This is a genomic window from Bradyrhizobium sp. LTSP885 (assembly GCF_000938305.1).
GTDB lineage: Bacteria > Pseudomonadota > Alphaproteobacteria > Rhizobiales > Xanthobacteraceae > Bradyrhizobium.
The window spans coordinates 88070-107363 of the sequence record NZ_JYMT01000004.1; the positions used below are offsets into that span (position 1 = coordinate 88070).

18 protein-coding genes are annotated in these 19294 nt (G+C 63.6%); 4 read left to right on the forward strand and 14 right to left on the reverse strand.

The window, feature by feature from the left end; genetic code table 11:
* The 4 genes from UP09_RS02735 to UP09_RS02750 all read right to left on the reverse strand — a co-directional run bounded on the left by UP09_RS02735 (position 1) and on the right by UP09_RS02750 (position 3681).
* Positions 1-864, reverse strand: a complete 864-nt coding sequence (locus tag UP09_RS02735; RefSeq protein ID WP_044536489.1) for a branched-chain amino acid ABC transporter permease — start codon at positions 862-864, stop codon at positions 1-3.
* A gap of 64 nt (positions 865-928) precedes the next feature.
* Entirely contained in the window at positions 929-2149 is a 1221-nt protein-coding gene (locus tag UP09_RS02740) for an ABC transporter substrate-binding protein (protein WP_044536490.1), read from the reverse strand.
* Positions 2150-2189: 40 nt separating this feature from the next.
* Positions 2190-2933, reverse strand: coding sequence for an ABC transporter ATP-binding protein (locus UP09_RS02745; protein WP_044536491.1), 744 nt, complete (start codon positions 2931-2933; stop codon positions 2190-2192).
* Positions 2926-3681, reverse strand: a complete 756-nt coding sequence (locus tag UP09_RS02750) for an ABC transporter ATP-binding protein (protein WP_044536824.1) — start codon at positions 3679-3681, stop codon at positions 2926-2928. Before UP09_RS02750 ends, UP09_RS02745 begins: the two co-directional genes overlap by 8 nt.
* Before the next feature lie 339 nt (positions 3682-4020).
* Here UP09_RS02750 and UP09_RS02755 point away from each other — a divergent pair, with 339 nt between their 5' ends.
* Positions 4021-4623: a PAS domain-containing protein gene (locus UP09_RS02755; RefSeq protein WP_044536492.1), complete on the forward strand. Its 603-nt coding sequence runs from the start codon at positions 4021-4023 to the stop codon at positions 4621-4623.
* Positions 4624-4626: 3 nt separating this feature from the next.
* Positions 4627-5241 carry a hypothetical protein gene (locus UP09_RS02760; protein WP_044536493.1) on the forward strand — a complete coding sequence of 205 codons (615 nt, stop codon included), beginning with the start codon at positions 4627-4629 and terminating at the stop codon, positions 5239-5241.
* Positions 5242-5302: 61 nt separating this feature from the next.
* On the opposite strand, the gene UP09_RS02765 is transcribed toward UP09_RS02760, so the two are convergent.
* From UP09_RS02765 to UP09_RS02775, 3 genes are all read right to left on the reverse strand, one after another.
* Positions 5303-5668, reverse strand: coding sequence for an ArsC family reductase (locus UP09_RS02765; protein WP_156164444.1), 366 nt, complete (start codon positions 5666-5668; stop codon positions 5303-5305).
* Positions 5669-5767: 99 nt separating this feature from the next.
* Positions 5768-6271: a cytochrome P460 family protein gene (locus tag UP09_RS02770; protein WP_044536495.1), complete on the reverse strand. Its 504-nt coding sequence runs from the start codon at positions 6269-6271 to the stop codon at positions 5768-5770.
* A 25-nt stretch (positions 6272-6296) separates the two neighbouring features.
* Positions 6297-7343, reverse strand: a complete 1047-nt coding sequence (locus UP09_RS02775) for an alpha/beta fold hydrolase (protein WP_044536496.1) — start codon at positions 7341-7343, stop codon at positions 6297-6299.
* Between the two features lie 164 nt (positions 7344-7507).
* Between UP09_RS02775 and UP09_RS02780 the strand changes: the two genes are divergently transcribed.
* Positions 7508-9058 carry a winged helix-turn-helix domain-containing protein gene (locus UP09_RS02780; protein WP_044536497.1) on the forward strand — a complete coding sequence of 517 codons (1551 nt, stop codon included), beginning with the start codon at positions 7508-7510 and terminating at the stop codon, positions 9056-9058.
* Between the two features lies 1 nt (position 9059).
* On the opposite strand, the gene UP09_RS02785 is transcribed toward UP09_RS02780, so the two are convergent.
* From UP09_RS02785 to UP09_RS02795, 3 genes are all read right to left on the reverse strand, one after another.
* Positions 9060-10385 carry a dicarboxylate/amino acid:cation symporter gene (locus UP09_RS02785; protein ID WP_044536498.1) on the reverse strand — a complete coding sequence of 442 codons (1326 nt, stop codon included), beginning with the start codon at positions 10383-10385 and terminating at the stop codon, positions 9060-9062.
* A gap of 43 nt (positions 10386-10428) precedes the next feature.
* A complete protein-coding gene (locus UP09_RS02790; RefSeq protein ID WP_044536825.1) occupies positions 10429-11133 on the reverse strand; it encodes a glutathione S-transferase family protein in 705 nt (234 codons plus the stop codon).
* A 129-nt stretch (positions 11134-11262) separates the two neighbouring features.
* Positions 11263-13341 carry a phospholipase D-like domain-containing protein gene (locus UP09_RS02795; protein ID WP_044536499.1) on the reverse strand — a complete coding sequence of 693 codons (2079 nt, stop codon included), beginning with the start codon at positions 13339-13341 and terminating at the stop codon, positions 11263-11265.
* A gap of 353 nt (positions 13342-13694) precedes the next feature.
* On the opposite strand from UP09_RS02795, the gene UP09_RS02800 reads away from it, so the two are divergent.
* On the forward strand, positions 13695-14546 hold the full coding sequence (locus UP09_RS02800; RefSeq protein ID WP_044536500.1) for an SDR family NAD(P)-dependent oxidoreductase: 852 nt from the start codon (positions 13695-13697) through the stop codon (positions 14544-14546).
* On the opposite strand, the gene UP09_RS02805 is transcribed toward UP09_RS02800, so the two are convergent.
* The 4 genes from UP09_RS02805 to UP09_RS02820 all read right to left on the reverse strand — a co-directional run bounded on the left by UP09_RS02805 (position 14543) and on the right by UP09_RS02820 (position 19275).
* The gene (locus UP09_RS02805) at positions 14543-14893 is read right to left on the reverse strand and encodes a Lin0512 family protein (RefSeq protein WP_044536501.1); all 351 of its coding nucleotides are present in this window, start codon (positions 14891-14893) and stop codon (positions 14543-14545) included. The two genes, UP09_RS02800 and UP09_RS02805, sit on opposite strands and share 4 nt — an antisense overlap.
* Positions 14894-16262: 1369 nt before the next feature.
* Positions 16263-17336, reverse strand: coding sequence for a GntG family PLP-dependent aldolase (locus tag UP09_RS02810; protein WP_082069943.1), 1074 nt, complete (start codon positions 17334-17336; stop codon positions 16263-16265).
* Positions 17333-18598 carry a dicarboxylate/amino acid:cation symporter gene (locus tag UP09_RS02815; protein ID WP_044536503.1) on the reverse strand — a complete coding sequence of 422 codons (1266 nt, stop codon included), beginning with the start codon at positions 18596-18598 and terminating at the stop codon, positions 17333-17335. The genes UP09_RS02810 and UP09_RS02815 overlap by 4 nt, the downstream gene beginning before the upstream one ends.
* Positions 18595-19275, reverse strand: a complete 681-nt coding sequence (locus UP09_RS02820) for a GntR family transcriptional regulator (RefSeq protein WP_245301740.1) — start codon at positions 19273-19275, stop codon at positions 18595-18597. Before UP09_RS02820 ends, UP09_RS02815 begins: the two co-directional genes overlap by 4 nt.
* Between the last annotated feature and the right edge of the window lie 19 nt (positions 19276-19294).

Consider the following 19294-nt stretch of genomic DNA (forward strand, 5'->3'; position numbering starts at 1 on the left):
TCAGGCCGCCCGTCCCGTTAGTCCTGTGGGCTTCACCAGCAGCACCAGCACCATCAGCACGAAGACCACGGTGTTGGAGGCTTCCGGATAGAAGTATTTCGTCAGTCCCTCGATCACGCCGAGCGCAAAGCCGGTGATGATCGATCCCATGATCGAGCCCATGCCGCCGATCACCACCACCGCGAACACCACAATGATGACGTTTTCGCCCATCAGCGGCCGCACCTGGTTGATCGGCGCCGACAGCACGCCGGCCAGCGCGGCGAGCCCAACGCCGAGCCCGTAGGTCAGCGTGATCATGCGCGGCACGTTGATGCCGAAGGCGCGAACCAGGGTCGGATTTTCGGTCGCGGCGCGCAGGTAGGCGCCGAGCCGGGTGCGTTCGATCAGGTACCAGGTCCCGATACAGACAATGAGCGAGAAGATCACGACCCAGGCGCGATAGATCGGCAGGTACATGAAGCCGAGGTTCATGCCGCCCTTGAGTACATCGGGGATCGAATACGGCAGACCGGAGGAGCCGAAGTAATTCTGAAACACGCCCTGAATGATCAGCGCCAGCCCGAAGGTCAGGAGCAGTCCGTAGAGATGGTCGAGGCCGGCCAGCCATTGCAGCATGGTCCGCTCCAGGATCATGCCGAAGATGCCGACGATAACAGGCGCGATAAGCAGCGCCCACCAGTAATTGATGCCGCCCAGATTGAGCAGGAAATACGCCACGAAGGCGCCCATCATGTAGAGCGCGCCATGCGCGAAATTGATGATGTTGAGCATGCCGAAGATCACGGCGAGCCCCAGACTGAGCAGCGCGTAGAACGAGCCGTTGATCAGTCCCACCAGAAGCTGTGCGTAGAGAGCCTGCATCGATTTTAGCTTTCGCGAGCTAGATGAAACCCGCCGGTCACGCGGCGACCGGCGGGCATGATCGTCACTTCTTCAGCAATGGACATGTGCTCTGGGCGAGCGGCGTGAAGGCCTGGTCGCCGGACACGGTGCCAACCAGCTTGTAGAAATCCCACGGGCCCTTGGACTCCGAGGGCTTCTTCACTTCGAACAGATAGGCATTGTGGGTGACGCGGCCGTTGGCCTGGACTTCGCCCTTGCCGAACAGCGGATCGTCGGTCGGGATCGACTTCATCTTGGCGACCACCTTGACGCCGTCATGCGGATTGCTGCCGAGCGCGTCGAGCGCCTTGAAGTAATGCAAGAGGCCCGAATAGACGCCGGCCTGCACCATGGTCGGCATCGCCCCGTTCTTCATCTTCTCCGAGAACCGCTTGGAGAACGCACGGGTCTGGTCGTTCATGTCCCAGTAGAACGTCTCGGTGAAGTTGAGGCCCTGCGCCGTCTCGAGCCCGATCGCCTTGACGTCGGTGAGGAACAGCAACAGCGCGGCGAGCTTCTGGCCGCCCTTGACGATGCCGAACTCGGCAGCCTGCTTGATCGAGTTGGTGGTGTCGCCGCCGGCGTTGGCCAGCCCGATGATCTTGGCCTTCGACGATTGCGCCTGCAGCAGGAAGGACGAGAAGTCCGAGGTGTTGAGCGGATGCTTGACGCCGCCGACCACCTTGCCGCCATTGGCTGTGATCACAGCCGTGGTGTCGCGCTCGAGCGCGGCGCCGAAGGCGTAATCCGCGGTCAGGAAGAACCAGGTGTCGCCGCCGGCCTTCACCAGCGCCTGGCCGGTGGTGTGGGCGAGCATGTAGGTGTCGTAGGTCCAGTGCACCGTGTTCGGCGAGCACTGCGCGTTGGTCAGATCCGAGGTCGCGGCGCCCGAATTGATGTAGACGCCGTTCTTTTCCTTCACCACATTGTTGACCGCGAGCGCCACGCCGGAGTTCGGCACGTCGACGACCACGTCGACCTTGTCGACGTCGAACCATTGCCGAGCGATGGTGGTCCCGATATCGGGCTTGTTCTGGTGGTCGCCGGAGATCAGGTCGATCGTCCAGCCCTTCGCCTTCAGGCCGGAATCCTCGATCGCCATCTGCGCCGCCAGCGTCGAGCCGGGGCCGCCGAGGTCGGCGTAGAGGCCGGACTGATCGGACAGCGCACCGATCTTGACGTTCTTGTCGTCGGCCGACGCCAGGCTCGCGGACGCGAGCGTCAACGCAGTGCCGAGCAGGAGCGCTGAAATCGTATGCTTCATATCGTGTTCCCTCTTCTTAAATTTTCTGATTCTGGCGATTTCAAACGCCGAGATAGGTATGGAGCTTGTCCATGTTGGCCGACAGTTCCGAATTCGCGAAGCCGTCGATTACCTTGCCATGCTCGACGATGTAATAGCGGTCGGCAACGGTCGAGGCGAAACGGAAATTCTGCTCGACCAGAAGGATCGTGAATCCCTCCGACTTCAGCCGCGCAATGGTGTGGCCGATCTGCTGGATGATGACGGGCGCGAGCCCTTCGGTCGGCTCGTCCAGCATCAGGAAGCGCGCGCCGGTGCGCAGGATGCGCGCAATCGCCAGCATCTGCTGCTCGCCGCCCGAGAGCTTGGTGCCCTGGCTGGAGAGCCGCTCCTTCAGGTTCGGAAACAGCGTGAAGATCTGATCGAGCGACAGACCTCCGGCGCGCACCACCGGCGGCAGCAGCAGGTTCTCGCGCACGTCGAGGCTTGAGAAAATGCCGCGCTCCTCGGGACAGAAGGCGATGCCCATCCGCGCGATCCGATCGGACGTGGTGCGAATGATCTCCTGATTGTCAAAACGGATCGAGCCGGTGCGCTTGCCGATGATGCCCATCACCGACTTCAGCGTGGTGGTCTTGCCGGCCCCGTTGCGGCCGAGCAGCGTCACCACCTCGCCAGCCTTCACACTGAAATTGATGCCGTGAAGGATGTGGGATTCGCCGTACCAGGCCTGCAGATCCTTGACCGACAGCACCTCGATGCCCGCTTCTGTCGCGGGAGCTTCCGCCAGTTTCGCCTCAGCCATGACCCGCTCCCAGATAGGCTTCCTTCACGCGCTCGTCCTTGGAGAGGTCGGCGTAACTGCCCTCCGCCAGCACCTGCCCGCGCGTCAGCACGGTAATGATGTCGGAGAGATTGGCCACGACCGAGAGGTTATGTTCGACCATCAGGATAGTGTACTTGGCCGAGATGCGCTTGATCAGGGCGGCGATCTTGTCGATGTCCTCGTGGCCCATGCCGGCCATCGGCTCGTCGAGCAGCATCATCTCGGGGTCGAGCGCCAGCGTCGTTGCAATTTCAAGTGCGCGCTTGCGGCCATAAGGCATCTCGACGGCCGGCGTGTTGGCGAATTCGCTTAAGCCGACGTCGTTCAAGAGCTCGTGGGCGCGGCCGTTATAGCGGTCCAGCACGGTCTTGGAGCGCCAGAAATCGAACGACGAGCCGTGCTGGCGCTGCAGCGCCACGCGGACGTTTTCGAGCGCGGTCAGATGCGGAAACACGGCCGAGATCTGGAATGACCGGACCAGCCCGAGCCGCGCCACGTCGGCCGGCGCCATCGCGGTGATGTCGTGACCCTTGTAGCGGATCTGGCCCGCCGACGGCTTCAGGAATTTGGTCAGCAGGTTGAAACAGGTCGTCTTGCCGGCGCCATTGGGCCCGATCAACGCATGGATACTGCCGCGACGCACCTTCAGCGCGACGTCGCGAACGGCGAAGAAACCCGCGAATTCCTTGGTTAGTCCGCTGGTTTCGAGAATGAACTCATCGGCCAAATAGATTTCCCCCATGCGCTATCGATGCGAGGCCTCTCGCCGCGTAGCCAGTTTTTTCACGTCCGACAGGTTGCCCGAACCGTCTTGGAAACCGTCCCGGGCCTGCCGCCTCCGGGCCGGAATATGCCGTCATCCGCGGTGGTTAGGCAAGGTGGAAAGCTGTGCAGTGCGGCATCGGCAAGACCGGTTTCGGTTCATCCTTAGTCGAATAGCATTCGGTCGCACTTTGCGCGTCGGAAAGCGGTCGTTAACGGTGTTTTGCCCCGATTCCGCGCTTTCATAGAATATTTCCGTCTATGGCGGAGGCTCTGGCGGTTGGACAGAGAGCGGGCCCCACCCTTGCAGTTCGAGAGCGCCAATCCGTCGGTCGTCAAATCGATCAGGCAACGCGATTTCCTGAACAATTGGCTGCGACTCTATGCCCGCGGCCAGGTCATTCCGCGGATAGACGAGTATCAGCCGGAGCGGATCGAGGAAGATCTGCCGGATCTGGTCTTCTTCACCGTCGACATGACGGCGCAGGAGCCGCGGCTGACGATCCAGAGCGACGGCACGCGGATGGCGAATGCCTACGGACACACCGGCAAGGGCCGCCAGCTCGACGAGTATCTCGGACCGCGGCTCGCGCCGATTGTGGTGCCGGTCTACCATGAATGCATCGCCCGCCGCCTGCCGGCCTACACCATCGCCGATATCGATGACGTCTACGGCCGCGTCGTCGCCTATGAGCGGTTGCTGCTGCCGTTCTCGGATGGCGGTCCGGTCACGCATCTGATCGCGTCGCTGAAGACGATCAGCGCGGACGGCAGCTTCGAAATCCGCAATCTGATGCGCGGCAACGACAGGCTGCCGGAGCCCCGGCTGCGCGCCATCATCGATCGCGACCTGTTCCATCGTGCCCCCGGCCGCATCCCGCGCGGCGACGTGCTCGAGTTCGGCTAGACGATGGACTTCGCAAGTGCCGATCCATCGGTGATCAAATCGATCACGCAACGCGTGCTGCTGAACGCCTGGCTGCGCGCATTGCGGCAGCCGAATGTGCTTCCCCTGCTCTCCGACTTTCATGCCGCCGGCGCCGCGGAAGAGCGGGCCGACATGATGGGGTTCGACGTGGTCGGCAGCGGCGATGGCGCTCGCTTCCTGATCACACAGGAGGGCGCCCGTCTGACCACCGCCTATGGCAACGAGCACGTCGATCCGGCACGCCGGACCAACCGCTTTCTGGATGATGCGATCGGCCCGGACCGATATGCGCACGTCAACCCATCCTATCGCTCGTGCCTGGCGCACAAGCGACCGAGCTACACGGTCTCGACCGTCGACGATGCCGACGGCAAGGACGTCTCCTATGAACGGCTGCTGCTGCCGTTCGGACGCGGCGACACCGTCGAGCAGCTGATCGGCTCCTACAAGGCGATCAGCATCGAAGGCCGCTTCAAGCTCAACAATCTGATGGGCGTGATGCCAAAGGCCGTTCCGGTCGTCGTCATCAGGGCCGTGATCGACCGCAGCTTCGTTCCGGCACGCCCGGCGGCACATGATTCCGTCGAGCTGATTTAGCCTTTCTTGTTTTGACGCGTTTTCTTCACGCGAACCGGTGCCCACTTCGCTCGAAAGCGCTTTAGCTCTTCCGCGCCTTCGCCGGCACTTCCTTGGCGTAGATATCCGGCTTGAAGCCGACGACGCGCTTGGGCCCGAGATCGAGCACCGGACGCTTGATCATCGATGGCTGGTCGGCCATCAGCGCCAAGGCCTTGCGCTCGTTCAATCCCTCCTTGTCGCCGTCAGCCAGTTTCTTGAAGGTGGTACCGGCGCGATTGAGCAGCGTCTCCCAGCCGACCTCGTCGCTCCACTGCTTGAGCTTGTCCTTGGCGATGCCTGAGGCCTTGTAGTCGTGAAAGTCGTAGGCGACGCCATGATTGTCGAGCCAGGCGCGCGCCTTCTTCATAGTGTCACAGTTCTTGATTCCGTAGATCGTGATGGTCAATGCCGTTCCCCGCATGCGTTGCTGCATGAAATTAGCCCCGCGGCAGCGCCTGCGCCAGATCGGATCGGATCAGTCTCCACACCGATATTGCCGGCGGCCTCAATGCGCGTAGCGGGTGAAGACGAAGTCATAGTCGCTGGCATGCGCCTGATGGCAGGCAAAGCAGGTCTCGTGCTGGGCTGCATCCACCGGCTTGCCGTCGATGAAGCGGCCGAAGCCCCATCCGCCGGTCGATGCGTATCGGGCGGAGTCCTTGACCATGACCTGGACGGTGGTCGCCGGCCCCGTGACGAAGGCGCCCTTGAGGCCAGCCACCGGCTTGCGCTTCCAGGCCAGCTTGACCAGCACGGTGCCGTCCGGAAACTGAGCCGCACCGTCCTGGTAGGCCTTCACGGCGGTGGCGTTGCCAAGGACGCTCCTCAACTCGTCGAGCCCGATCTCTTCTCCCGGCGCGATCAGCTTCCAGTCGCGGTACCCGGCTGGAATTGTCACCCCGAAAATGGGCGATGCCGCATCGTCGGCATGTCCGACCGCAAAGGGCAATGACGCGGTGATGCAGGATGCCGCGATCGCGGCAACCGCCCACTTCAAGACCTGTCTCATGATCCGCTACCCGTACGTTCCACGCTCAGGCCCGGCTGACGTCGATCACGGCCTGGGCAAACGCCTGCGGCGCCTCCTGCGGCAGATTGTGACCGATGCCGCCAGTTGAGAGCCGGTGCTCATAATGTCCGGAGAACTTCTTGGCATAGGCTGCGGGCTCCGGATGCGGCGCGCCGTTGGCATCGCCTTCCATCGTAATCGTCGGCACAGCGATGACCGGCGCCTGCGCCAGCGTCTTTTCGAAAGCGTCGTACTTCGTTTCGCCCTCGGCAAGGTCGAGCCTCCAGCGATAATTGTGCACGACGATGTCGACATGGTCAGGATTGTCGAAGGCGACAGCGCTGCGGTCGAAGGTGGCGTCGTCGAACTTCCACTTCGGCGAAGCGAGCTGCCAGATCAGTTTGTTGAAGTCATGCCGGTTCTTGGCATAGCCCTCGCGGCCGCGTTCGGTGACGAAATAGAACTGGTACCACCATTGCAGCTCGGCCTTCGGCGGCAGCGGCATCTTGCCGGCCTGCTGGCCGCCGATCAGGTAGCCGCTCACCGACACCATCGCCTTGCAGCGCTCCGGCCAGAGCACCGCCATGATATTGGCCGTGCGCGCCCCCCAATCGAAGCCGGCAAGCGTCGCCTTCTCGATCTTCAGCGCATCCATCAGCGCGATGATGTCGGAGGCAACCGCGACCGGCTGACCGCTGCGCTTCGTGTCCACCGAGAGAAACCGCGTCGTGCCGTAGCCGCGCAGATGAGGAACGATAACGCGGTAGCCGGCCTCAGCAAGCGCCGGCGCGACGTCGGCGTAGGCGTTGATATCGTAGGGCCAGCCATGCAGCAGGATCACGGCGGGACCGGTGGCGGGCCCCATCTCGACGTAACCGACATTGAGCGCGCCGGCATCGATCTGCTTCACCGGGCCGAGTGAAGCATGCGCGCCGGCCTTGATCGCGGGTAATTTAGCCTTGGCGGCTGACTGCGCGTGCGCCGGGGCGATGATGCCGAAGCCGGCGGCGGCGAGCGTCCCTCCGGCGATGCCAAGGAAGTGACGGCGTTGCTGATTGATGGATTGCGACATGGCGATCTCCCGGATGTGCGTGTCACTTATCAGCATGGCAGAGCCCGAGCCGGCGCGCTTTGAGACAACGTGGATTTACCCTTCAGATCGTCGTGATTTTTGCGCCGGCCCGGCTGTGCTAGGTTCCGCCACTCTGATTAGCACCGACCGCCGGACGCTCGAATTTGCTCTACCATTTCAATGACTTCACCCTCGATCCTGATCGTCGCGAGCTGCACCGCGGCGATGCGCTGGTGGCTGTCGAGCCGCAGGTCTTCGATCTCATCGAGTTCCTCATTCGCGCCCGTGATCGCGTGGTCAGCCGCGACGACGTCCTCGCAGCCGTCTGGCACGGCCGGATCGTCTCGGAAGCGACCTTGGGCAGCCGGATCAATGCCGCCCGGATGGCGATCGGCGACAATGGCGAGGAGCAGCGCCTGATCCGCACCCTGCCCCGCAAGGGGCTCCGATTTGTCGGCGAGGTCCGGGAAGGCGCCGTTTCCACCCAGACCGCCGCGGTGAGCGCCGGCGCTCGCCCGAGCGAGGGACCTGCAATCGCGGTGCTGCCTTTCACCAACATGAGCGGCGACGCCGAGCAGGACTATTTCGCCGACGGCATCGCCGAGGATATCACCACCGCCCTCTCCCGCTGCGGCGGGCTGACAGTCATCGCGCGCAACTCCGCCTTCACCTACAAGGGCAAGACGGTCGATATCCGCGAGGTCGGACGCGATCTGGGCGTCGGCTATGTGCTCGAGGGCAGTGTCCGCCGCGGCGGCGATCGGCTGCGGATCACCGGGCAGTTGATCGACGCGGTCTCCGGCGCCCATCTGTGGGCCGACCGTTTCGACGGCGCGGCCAACGAGGTCTTCGACCTGCAGGACCGCATCACCGAAAGCGTGGTCGGCGCGATCGAGCCGACTTTGCATGTGGCGGAAGCCGAACGCCGCCGGGCGGCACCGCCCGACAAGCTCGATGCCTACGACCTGCTGTTGCGCGCCTACAGCCTGCGCTACCAATTCACGCCCGAGAGCATGGAAGCGGCACTCGATTGCCTCGACCGGGCGCTGGCGCTGGATCCCGACTACGCGCCGGCGATGGCGGCGTCGGCCTATTGCCATGCGCTGCGCCACTTCCAGGGCTGGGTGACGCCGACCGATCCATATCGGGAGCGCGCGGTCGCGCGCGCCTGGCGCGCCGTCGAGCTTGCGCCTGGCGATGCGCAGGTGTTGTGGATGGCGGCGTTCGCGATCTGGAACATGGCCGACGAGATCGAGCCGGCGCGTGAATTGTTCGAGCGCTCGCTTGCGATCAATCCGAACTCGGCGATGGCGCTGGTGCTTGGCGGCTGGATCGAGGCGATGCGCGGCAACCAGGCGGCCGGCCGGGCGATGATCGAGCGCGCGCAGCGGCTGAACCCGCGCGACCCGCGCGGCTGGTTCGCCTCCGCGGCGCTCGCGATCTGCGCGGTGCTCGACCAGAACTTCGCCGAGGCGGTGATGTGGGCGGACAAGGCACTGGCGCAGAACCGCCGTTTCGCGGTGGCGCTGCGCGTGCTGATCGTGGCGCTGGTCAAGAACGGCGACCATGAGCGCGCGACACAGGTGGCGCGCGAGTTGCTCAAGGTCGAGCCGACGTTCACGATCTCGGGCTTTCTGTCGCGGATTCCGTTTCCCGTCGAGTCGATGTCGAAGACCTACGTCGAGACGCTGAAGGCCGCCGGCGTTCCGGATTGATTCACCCTCCCCCGCCCGGCTCCAGCGCCTCGCCGAGCTCGATCGGATGCGCCATGGCCTGATGCAGCGCGTCCTTGTCGAGCTCGCCTTCGGACAGGCTGATCACCACGCAGGCGACGCCATTGCCGACCAGGTTGGTCAGCGCGCGGCATTCGCTCATGAACTTGTCGATGCCGACCAGGATGGCAATCGACTGGATCGGAATGTCAGGCACGATCGACAGCGTCGCGGCGAGCGTGATGAAGCCCGCACCGGTGACGCCGGAGGCGCCCTTCGAGGTGATCATGGCGACGCCGAGAATGCCGAGCTCCTGCCAGATCGTCAGATGGGTGTTGGTGGCCTGAGCCAGGAACAACGTCGCCAGCGTCATGTAGATGTTGGTGCCGTCGAGGTTGAAGCTGTAGCCGGTCGGGATCACGAGGCCGACCACCGAGCGCGAGGCTCCGAGATGCTCCATCTTCTGGATCATCTGCGGCAACACGGTCTCGGACGACGAGGTGCCGAGCACGATCAACAGCTCGTCCTTGATGTAGGCGATGAAGCGGATGATCGAGAAGCCCGCCAGCCGCGCGATGGCACCGAGCACGATCAGCACGAACAGGATGCTGGTGAGATAGAAGGTGCCGATCAGCGCGGCCAGGTTCACCAGCGAGCCGAGGCCGTAGGCGCCGACCGTGAAGGCCATGGCGCCGAACGCGCCGAGCGGCGCGACGCGGACGATCATGCGGATGATGCCGAAGAACATCTTGGCGGCCTTGTCGATCGCCGCGGCGATCGGTTCGCCCGTTTTGCCCATGAGCGCGATCGCAAACCCCGAGAGAATCGAGATCAGCAGCACCTGCAACAGGTCGCCGCGCGCAAGCGCGCCGAAATAGCTGTCCGGAATGATCGCCATCAGATGGGCGACGATGCCCTGTTCCTTCGCCTGGGTGACGTAGGTCGCGACCGACTTCGGATCGATCGTGGACGGATCGATGTTGAAACCGCGGCCGGGCTGCAGCACCTCGCCGACCACAAGGCCGAACGCGAGCGCGACCGTCGACACCATCTCGAAATAGACCAGCGCCTTCAGTCCGACCCGGCCGACGCGCTTGAGATCGCCCATCGAGGAGATGCCGTGCACCACCGTGCAGAAGATCACAGGCGCGATCATCATCTTGATCAGCGCGATGAAGCCGTCGCCGAGCGGCTTCAGTTCCTTGCCGAGGTCGGGATAGAAATGCCCGATCAGGACCCCCGCGAAGATCGCGATCAGTACCTGGATGTAGAGGATCTTGTACCAGGGATGATGTGGCCGGACGACCGGTTGGATCGCGTCTGTGGTCATAAAGTCCCCCCGACTGACAGTTATTATTTTTATCGTTTCGTAGTCACGGCCGCTTGGGAATATTCAACCCGCGCTCTACCGCCGGCCGCTTGAGGCCGCGCTCGAGCCAGGCCGCGACATGCTTGAACCGGTCGAACTCGACCAGCTCCCGCGCGCCGTAGAAGCCGATCAGGTTGCGCACCCAGCCGAGCATCGAGATGTCGGCGATGGTGTAGTCGTCGTCCATGAACCACTGCCGTCCGGCAAGGTGCGTCTCCATCACGCCGAGCAAGCGGCTGGATTCGGCGACGTAACGCTGCAGCGGCCGCTTGTCCTCATAGTCCTTGCCGGCGAATTTGTGGAAGAAGCCGAGCTGGCCGAACATCGGCCCAATGCCGCCCATCTGGAAATGAACCCACTGGATGGTTTCGTAACGGCGCGCCGGGTCCGCCGGCAACAGCTTACCGGTCTTCTCGGCGAGGTATTGCAGGATGGCGCCGGATTCGAACAACGGCAACGGCTTGCCGCCGGGCCCGTCGGGATCGAGGATGGCCGGGATCTTGCCGTTCGGGTTCAGCGAAAGGAACTCCGGTGTCTTCTGGTCGTCCTTGTTGAAGTCGACAAGATGCACCTCGTAGGGCAGCCCGATCTCCTCGAGCATGATCGAGACCTTCACCCCGTTCGGCGTCGGCAGCGAATAGAGCTGCAGGCGGTCCGGGTGCTGGGCAGGCCAGCGGCGCGTGATCGGAAAGGCAGACAGGTCGGGCATGGATTGGCTCATCAGCAGGCGGGCGGTGGCGGTCGGTCTGAACTTAGGCGATCCGACGCGCCGATTGAAGCCCGCCCCTCTGCGATAATCCAACGTTCAACCTGCTATTCGTCTTGCGCCTCCCGCAGCTTACTTGGCCTTCTTCTTGGCCTTTTTGACGCGTGTCGCCTTCTTGGCAGGACGAGCTTTCGCCGGCCGCGCCTTTTTTAGCGCCTTGGTTTTTGCCGCCTTGGCTTTTGTCGCCGTGGATTTCGGCGTCCCGCTCTTCGCAGCCCGCTTCTTCGTAGTCGCTCTCTTGCTCGTGCCTGTTTGTCCTGTTGGAACCAGCGAGTGCGGACCAACCGCGGGCGCAACTCCGCCGACTGCACTCTGCAGGCCCGGGCGCGCCCGCGTGCTGGCGCTGGCCTGATCGACCGGCGTTGGCAACGCGTCGGCCGCTGGTGTCGCCGACAGCCAGAACGCCAGTTCGGCTGATTTGACCTGGTTGTCGGCCGAGAAATAGCTGTTCTGCCAGCTGTCGTCGCTCGCAAGGGAATGCCAGGCCGTGTTGGGGTTGGTCTGCAACCAGTAGCGCCAGGCGTAGTGATCATAGACGTCGAGACAATGCGCGGCATAGGCCTCCGCGACCGCCCGGTGGGCGCGGATGATCACCAGGTTCTCGTCGTTGTTGTAGGACGCCTTGTAACCGAGATTGTGACTGCCGGTGATCACGATGCAATCGTCGGCGAAAGGATCGATCACCACGATCTTGTCGTGGATCACGGCATGGCCCGCCTGGTTCAGCTCGGCCTCCCACTGGTCGAACGCGTCGTCCTTGGTCACGCCGCGGGTATGGATGACGCGGAAATCCTCCGGTAGCGGCGGGTCGCCCTTTTGGCGCTTCGGCTGCTTGGCGCTGGAGTCGCCCCCGGTGATTCCGACGGCGAACGCGCCTGACGCCTGGGGCGCAGTGACTGCGCCGCGCACGAACAACGAGGGCTTCGCCTTGAGGGCGTCCGTAATCGCGTCGATGATGCTCGGCGAGCCCGGCTCGAACACAAGGAACAGGATCGCCTGCTTTGCGCCCGCGATCGCGTCGAACACCATCTTCAGGTCGGGCGGCGTCTCCTCGCCGGGTCCGGGCTTGGCGGCCCTGCGCTTCAACGTATTCGGCGAGAACCAGAGGTCGACCGTACCGCTGTTGTCCTCCAGCGTGATCGTCGGAAGTCCCTTGTTATCTGCCTCGCGAAGCGCCGGGCCCTGCTCCGCCTTGCCGTTGTTGCCCGGCGGTACGGTATCGTCCTTCAGCCGCTGCCAGTAGTCGGCATAGGCCTGCGCCATCGCCGGCGAGCGCGCGATGATCGTGTTGTTGGTCTGCGCACACAGCGCGTTCGACGTGCAATTGGTCGACCCGAACAGCACCGCCTGCGGCGTGCCGTTGACCAGCACCTGGAACTTGTTGTGGCCGATGCTGTTGCTCGGCATGAAGCGGTCGATCACGGTCAACCCGGCCGCCTTGATCTGCTGGCGCTCCTGGGCATAGGTGTCGTTGGTCAGATCGCCGCCCTTCTTGGTGCCACCCGGCATGTTGGATAGAATCAGGCTGCCCCGGCTGCGCAGCGCGGCGAAGTGCTGGATCAGCTCCGGATCCTGGAATTCGTAAAGCGCGAGCAGCAATTCGCCGTTGGAGCTCAAGGCTTCGTCGGGAAGCGTGGTGAGCGCCTCGATCATCTCTCCGGCGAGATCCATCCGCAGTTGATCGCCGATCGTGACGATCCGCGCCTTCAAGACGTCGACCATCCCGCCCGCCGGCGAGCCGTCGGTGAGCTTGTGCGCGGTCGCCTGCGTGGCCAGGATGCCGCGGTTGAAATAGGCCGACAGCGTGCCGTAGTTCGGGCTGAGCTGCACCTGATTCGAGATCAGCGGCCCAAAGGGCATCGGCTGCAGGGCGCCGGGCGTGCCGCTCATCGGCACGATCTTGTATTTGTAGGTGCCGCCGCGCTTGGCGTAGACATCCTTCCAGAAAAACTTCTGCACGGGGTCGTTGGCGGTGGTGCGGCCCGGCGTCGCGTCCTCGCCCTTGAACGTCGCCAGCGCCGGCAGCACGGTTTCGGTTCCAGCCTTGACGTCGATCCGATGAACAGCGAATCCGAGACAATTCGCGAGCTTGCCGCCGAAGGTCCAGGCAACCACGGCCATATCGTTGTTGGAGAATGCGACGGCTTTCATGACGCCTCCTTAAATCTTGAATCCCGGATGGGACGATAAATCTCGGATGTGACGCTGGATCGAAAATACGGATCGAAAATGATGAGCTGCAGGATGTGGCGAAGAAGGCCGCCACGATTGGTGATCAAAATCAGTTAAAAGTTGCAATGAACGTGTCGAGCGACTTGAAGTTATACACGTAAACGGGCCGCCCCGCACGCGATATTGCCTGATTTTGCTACCAAAAGATGTGAACTGATTCACATTGCCCCGGTTGGGCGGCACCGCACCTGCCCTTGTCGCTGGGCGCCGTGTAGGACAGATTGGCGGCCCACGGCGTCTTATCGGAATTGGACAACGGACTTCGACAACACATGACCCTCGGCCTCTCCGACGACGAACTCGCAACCCACAAGACCGTGTTCGCGGCCGATGCGTTGGCCGGTCAGGTGGTCGTCGTCTCCGGCGCCGCCGGCGGCATCGGGCGCGCGATCGCCTTTCTGTTCGCGCGGCTCGGCGCCCATGTCGTCGCGGTCGGCCGCAATGGCGACAAGCTCGATGCGCTGGTTGGCAATCTCGGGCGTCACGGCCTGAAGGCCTCCGCCCATGTCGCAGACATCAAGGACGTCGACGCCGTCAACGCAATGTTCGATGCGGTCTGGGCCGCACATGGCCGTGTCGATATCCTCGTCAACAGCGCCGGCGGCCAGTTCCCGCAGGCCGCGATCGATTTTTCCAGCAAGGGCTGGAACGCGGTCATCAATACCAACCTCAACGGCACCTGGTACATGATGCAGGCTGCAGCGCAGCGCTGGCGCGACCGCAAACATCCTGGCAGCATCGTCAACATCGTCGTGGTCACGACCCATGGCCTTTACGGCGTCGCGCATACGATCGCGGCGCGGTCCGGTGTGATCGGGCTGTCGCGCGCGCTTGCGGTCGAGTGGGCGCCACTCAACATCCGGGTCAACTGCATCGCCCCCGGCGCGATCGAAACCGAGGGCTGGAACGTCTATACCGAGGAGGCACGCGCCGCCTATCCGCGCTCCAACCCGATGATGCGGCCGGGTTCGCCCTGGGATATCGCCGAGGCCAGCATCTACCTCGCCGGCCCCTCCGGCCAATTCATCACCGGCGAGACGCTGACCGTCGACGGCGGCGGCCAGCATTGGGGCGAGACCTGGACCACCGGCAAGCCGGATTATTTCAGGGGCGGCGACGATTAGCCGGTCTTTCCGTCGTCGAAGCTGACAATCACCGCGGCATTCGCGATCAGGATCGGGTCATTGCCGAGGTCCGACGGGATTTCGAGCCCGCCCGCGATCGCCTTCACCGTCTTGGTGCCGTAGGGCAGTTCTTTTGCGACCGCATCGGTATCCACGTCCTGCGGATTCGGCACGGCGATCGTGACGTCGACGAACATATCGTTCGCGGTCTTGCCGAGCATGCGGAAGAAGCCGAGACTGGAGTGGCGGATCGCATCCGAAACCGCACGCTTGGCGGCCTTGGTGGCGTCGCGGCCATGGACGTCGACGCCCATGCCCATTTCGGTGATACAGCGCACGCGTGTCATGAGGATTCCTGTGGTCGTTGGCGTGGAGATATCAACTTCAATCGTCCGCGGCGACAGCGACGTCAAGTCATGCGCTCGCGATCTCGCGGCAGTGTGAGCCCGAGATTTGCTCTCGTTTCGCCCTCTCTTGGAACAGAGGGCGCAGGGAAAGCCGGGTGCACGCTGCACCCGCGGTCCCGTGTGCAAGAGTAGAAAGAGAAGTGCACACGAGCATACAGGTCCAGCGGAGGCACTCCGGCTTTCCCTGCGCGATGGTTTTACGGTTTCCTTCGTGCTCTCCCCGGTGAGCGCTTCGTTGCCACCGTCGCCCCCTTAGAAGCGTTTGCTTCTCGAAAGCTTTCCGCCTGCATTGCAGCGTAAGGACCACACGACTTCGCCGTCCGCGTCATGCACACTCGTCAGTTGCGCAATCCGCGTCCACCGCATCCCACCGCGCGTTCGTGACGTGCGCTCGCCCCTCAATCGGGTGGGACGGGGATATCTATATCACTGAGTTGCCCTTCTGAAAATCGGAATATTTTGTCATGGGGCCTTGACGGGTTTTTGCTGAGTTGCCCGTCGGGCAGTCACATAGTCAGTCACACAGCGAGAACGGGGCACTTCAGGATGGGTCGAAGGCTGTGATCGCCTGGATCGCGGCGTCGCAAGAGACAATACGTCAGGGCGTGAACCCATAATTCAGAGGCGTCGGCGAACGTCAGCTTTGGTGCGATTTCGGACTCAAGTCGAACATCTAGGCGCTTCCGAGAAGGGCCAGAGGCGGACATCGCATCGTGCTATGCTTAGCCCGGTCTCAGTGGGGGGCGGTCTACATCTTACGCGCGGATGAAAGACACGCTCGTATTTTCTCAATAGGAGACGTGGAAGCCCACTGTGGCTGCACAGCCTGAGCATCCAAGTATGAGAGCGTGACGAACATAACAACAGCGACGATAGAGAGAGGCAGTGCGATAATAGGCGGAAGTGGCAGGAAGCAGAGGGCCATACAGATGGCACCGTGCCACGGATTAGGATTTAGAGACCGCTTCAAAGCGGAGTACACAGCCAGCAGGCGTGATCCGGTTAGCATTGCGCCGCACCCAACTTAGAGGTGTCGTTTGATACCACGCTATTAATCGGCAAATAAGAGACAGGCTCGCCAATCGCAGGCATTTGATAGATCTTGAGGTCTGCATTGGGCCAATCGCGTCGATTTTGGCAGGTCGGCGGCACGTCCGGATAGCGGTTAATCTCGGACGTGTGGGATGTCCGGATTTGCCGGTTGAAGGCATCGCTCCGAGATCAATAGCCGGTCGCCGCCAGCCCTATTGCATTGTGTGTTCAACGCCGCCGGTCGTCCGTCGCCGCGCTCGATCTTCGTGGTGCTACGTCACGCCTGCGGTGCGACCGCCGAAAACGCCGCGAGCGTCCGATCGACCGCCGCGCGGTCAATATGACGATGCGTGACCAGCCGAAGCTGCGTCGCACCGCTGGCCTGCACCAGAATGCCGCTTGCCCTCAGCGCAGACGCCCAGCCGGCGGCATCGTGCGCTGAGTTCGTGACATCGATGCGCAGGATGTTGGTCTGCACGTGGTCGGGTTGGGCGAGCGCCGGATCCAGCCATGCTAGTCCTTGCGCAAGCCGCGCGGCGGCCTCGTGATCTTCGCGCAGACGCTCGATCATGGTGTCGAGCGCGACCAGGCCGGCGGCTGCGATCACGCCGGCCTGCCGCATATTGCCGCCGACGATGCGGCGGAACGCCCGCGCCCGCGCGATGAGGGCGTCATCGCCAACCAGGAGACTGCCGACCGGGGCGCTTAGTCCCTTCGAGACGCAGAACATCAGGCTGTCGGCGTGCGCGGCAATCTGGTGCGCGCTGACGCCGAGCGCCACAGCGGCATTGAACAGACGCGCGCCGTCGACATGCACGGCAATGGCGCTCTCGCGGCCGAGCGCGTGGATTCGCGCCATATGCGGCAGCGGCAGCACGGTACCGCCGGCGCCGTTGTGGGTGGTCTCCATCCAGATCAGCGCCGGTCGCGGCCGGCCCGCCGATGACGCGGCACGGATCGCCTGCGCGAGCATCTCTTCATCCATCGCGCCACGGCGGCTCGGGACCGATCGCGGGACCAGACCCGCCACCGTCACCATGCTGCCGATCTCCGAATTGAACAAATGTGCGCCGCCGTCGGCAAACACCTCGCCGCCCCGCTCGCCATGCGCAAGCATCGCCACGAGATTGCCCATCGTGCCGCTCGGCACGAACAGTGCCGCCGTCTTGCCGGTCAGCGACGCCGCCCGCGCCTCCAGCGCGCGCACGGTCGGATCGCTGTCACGGCTGTCGTCACCGAGCGGCGCGCTACGCATCGCCTCATACATCGCCTCGGTCGGCAACGTCACGGTGTCGCTGCGCAGATCGACGATGTCGGTTGCGGCCGTGGGGGTCTCGCTGGCGTCCATCATGCGTCCTGGGTCTTCAATGCGAGCGGAGCGGTCTCCGGCGCCGCCACCGCAAGCTCGCCGCCAAAGCGCTGGACCAGCTTCACCGCGACGGTGTTGCCGAACACGTTGATCGCGGTACGGCCCATGTCGAGGAAGGCGTCGACGCCGGCGATGATCGCCAGCGCCTCGACCGGCAGCCCGATCGCCGACAGCACCATGGCGATGGCGACCAGCCCGCCGGAGGGAACATTGGCGCTGCCCTTGCTGGCGATGGTGGTGACCATCACGATGGTCAGCAACGTCGACCAGGAGAGCGCCACGCCATAGGCCTCGGCCAGGAAGGTGACGGCGAGCGCGAAATACATGATCGCGCCGTCGCGGTTGAAGGCATAGCCGAGCGGCAGCACCACCGAGACGATCCGGTTCGGCACGCCCATCGCCTGCAGCTTCTCCATGTGGAGCGGCAGCGTAACTTCCGAGGAACGGGTGGAGAACGCCAGCAGCATCGGCTCCATCACCGCTTTCGTCACGGCGATCGGCTTTTCGCCGATCGCAAACAATATCAGCCAGAAGATCACGACCATGACGGCAAGGCCGAGATACATCACGGCCACCAGCTTGGCGAGCGCGACCACCGTCGCCAGGCCCTGGGTCGCGAACAGCCAGGCCATGATGGCGAACACGGCGAGCGGCGCCAGCGCCGTAATCCATTTCGTCATCTTGAACATCGCCGCCATCACGGCTTCCAGCACCGCGACGACAGGCTCGCCGACCTTGCCGATCGAAGCCAATGCAAGCCCGAACAGGATGGCGAAGACCAGCGTCGGCAGGATCTTCTGCTCGGCCATCGCAGCGACGATGTTCGAGGGGATCATGTCCATGAAGAATTTAACCCAGTCGACCGACACCGCGAGGTTCGTCGGCAGCTTGCCGGTTGCGGCGAGCGGTGCTCCGGCGCCGGGATGGAAGATCCCGTTGAGCAGCAGGCCGATCACGATCGAGATCACGGTCGCGAGATAGAAATAGCCGAGGCAGATCACGACGACGCGGCCGAGTACCTTCATCTCGGTGCCCATCCGGTAGATGCCGAGCGCGACCGATGAGAACACGACGGGAATGACGATCATCTTCACCGCCTCGACAAAGCCGGTGCCGAACGGACGCAAGCTCGCGCCGAACTCCGGCCACAGCAGCCCGACGGCGAGCCCCGCGACCAGGCCGATCAGCATCTGCACCGCAAGCGGCCACGCAAAAACACGCCGGATGCCGGATCGCACGCTCATGACCGATGATCTCCCTTCGCCGAGGTCTGCGGTCGCACTGCGCCCAGCGCCTTGAGGCGGGCCTCGAACGCCGACGACAGATGCCGCCACATCCGCTGTTGCGCGGCATCGGGGTCTTGCGCCTCGACGGAAGCGTAGATCTCGAGATGCTCGTTGACCGCCTGCCGGGTCCGCTCAGTGCTGTATTGCCGCATCTTCTGCAGCGCGAGGCCGCTCTGGGCGCGCAGATTGTCATAGGCCTGCACCAGCCGGTCGTTGCCGGTGGCGCGGAACAGTTCGTCGTGGAAGGTCCAGCCGATCTGCTGCGCCTCCTCGACGTCGATCGCCGCGCGCGATCGGACACGGCGCAAGTCCTTCGCACAGCGCTCAAGGCCTTCGGTCGGGCCGCGCGTCGCGGCGAGATAGGCCGCCATGCCCTCGAGCGCGAGGCGCAGCTCGTGGATCTCGCGCAGATCATCGAACGACAATTGCCGCACGAAGGTGCCGCGCATCGGATGGATCGTGAGCAGGCCGTCCCTCGCGAGCGCACTCAAGGCCTCGCGGACCGGCGTTCGCCCAAGCGAGAGCCGATCGGAAAGGCTGCGTTCCGACAGTGGTTCGTCAGGCGCGAACTCGCCCGACATCACGAGGTCGCGAATACGCGCATAGGCCCGGTCGCGGTGAAGGGACGTCGACATATCTGACATACCAGCAGTA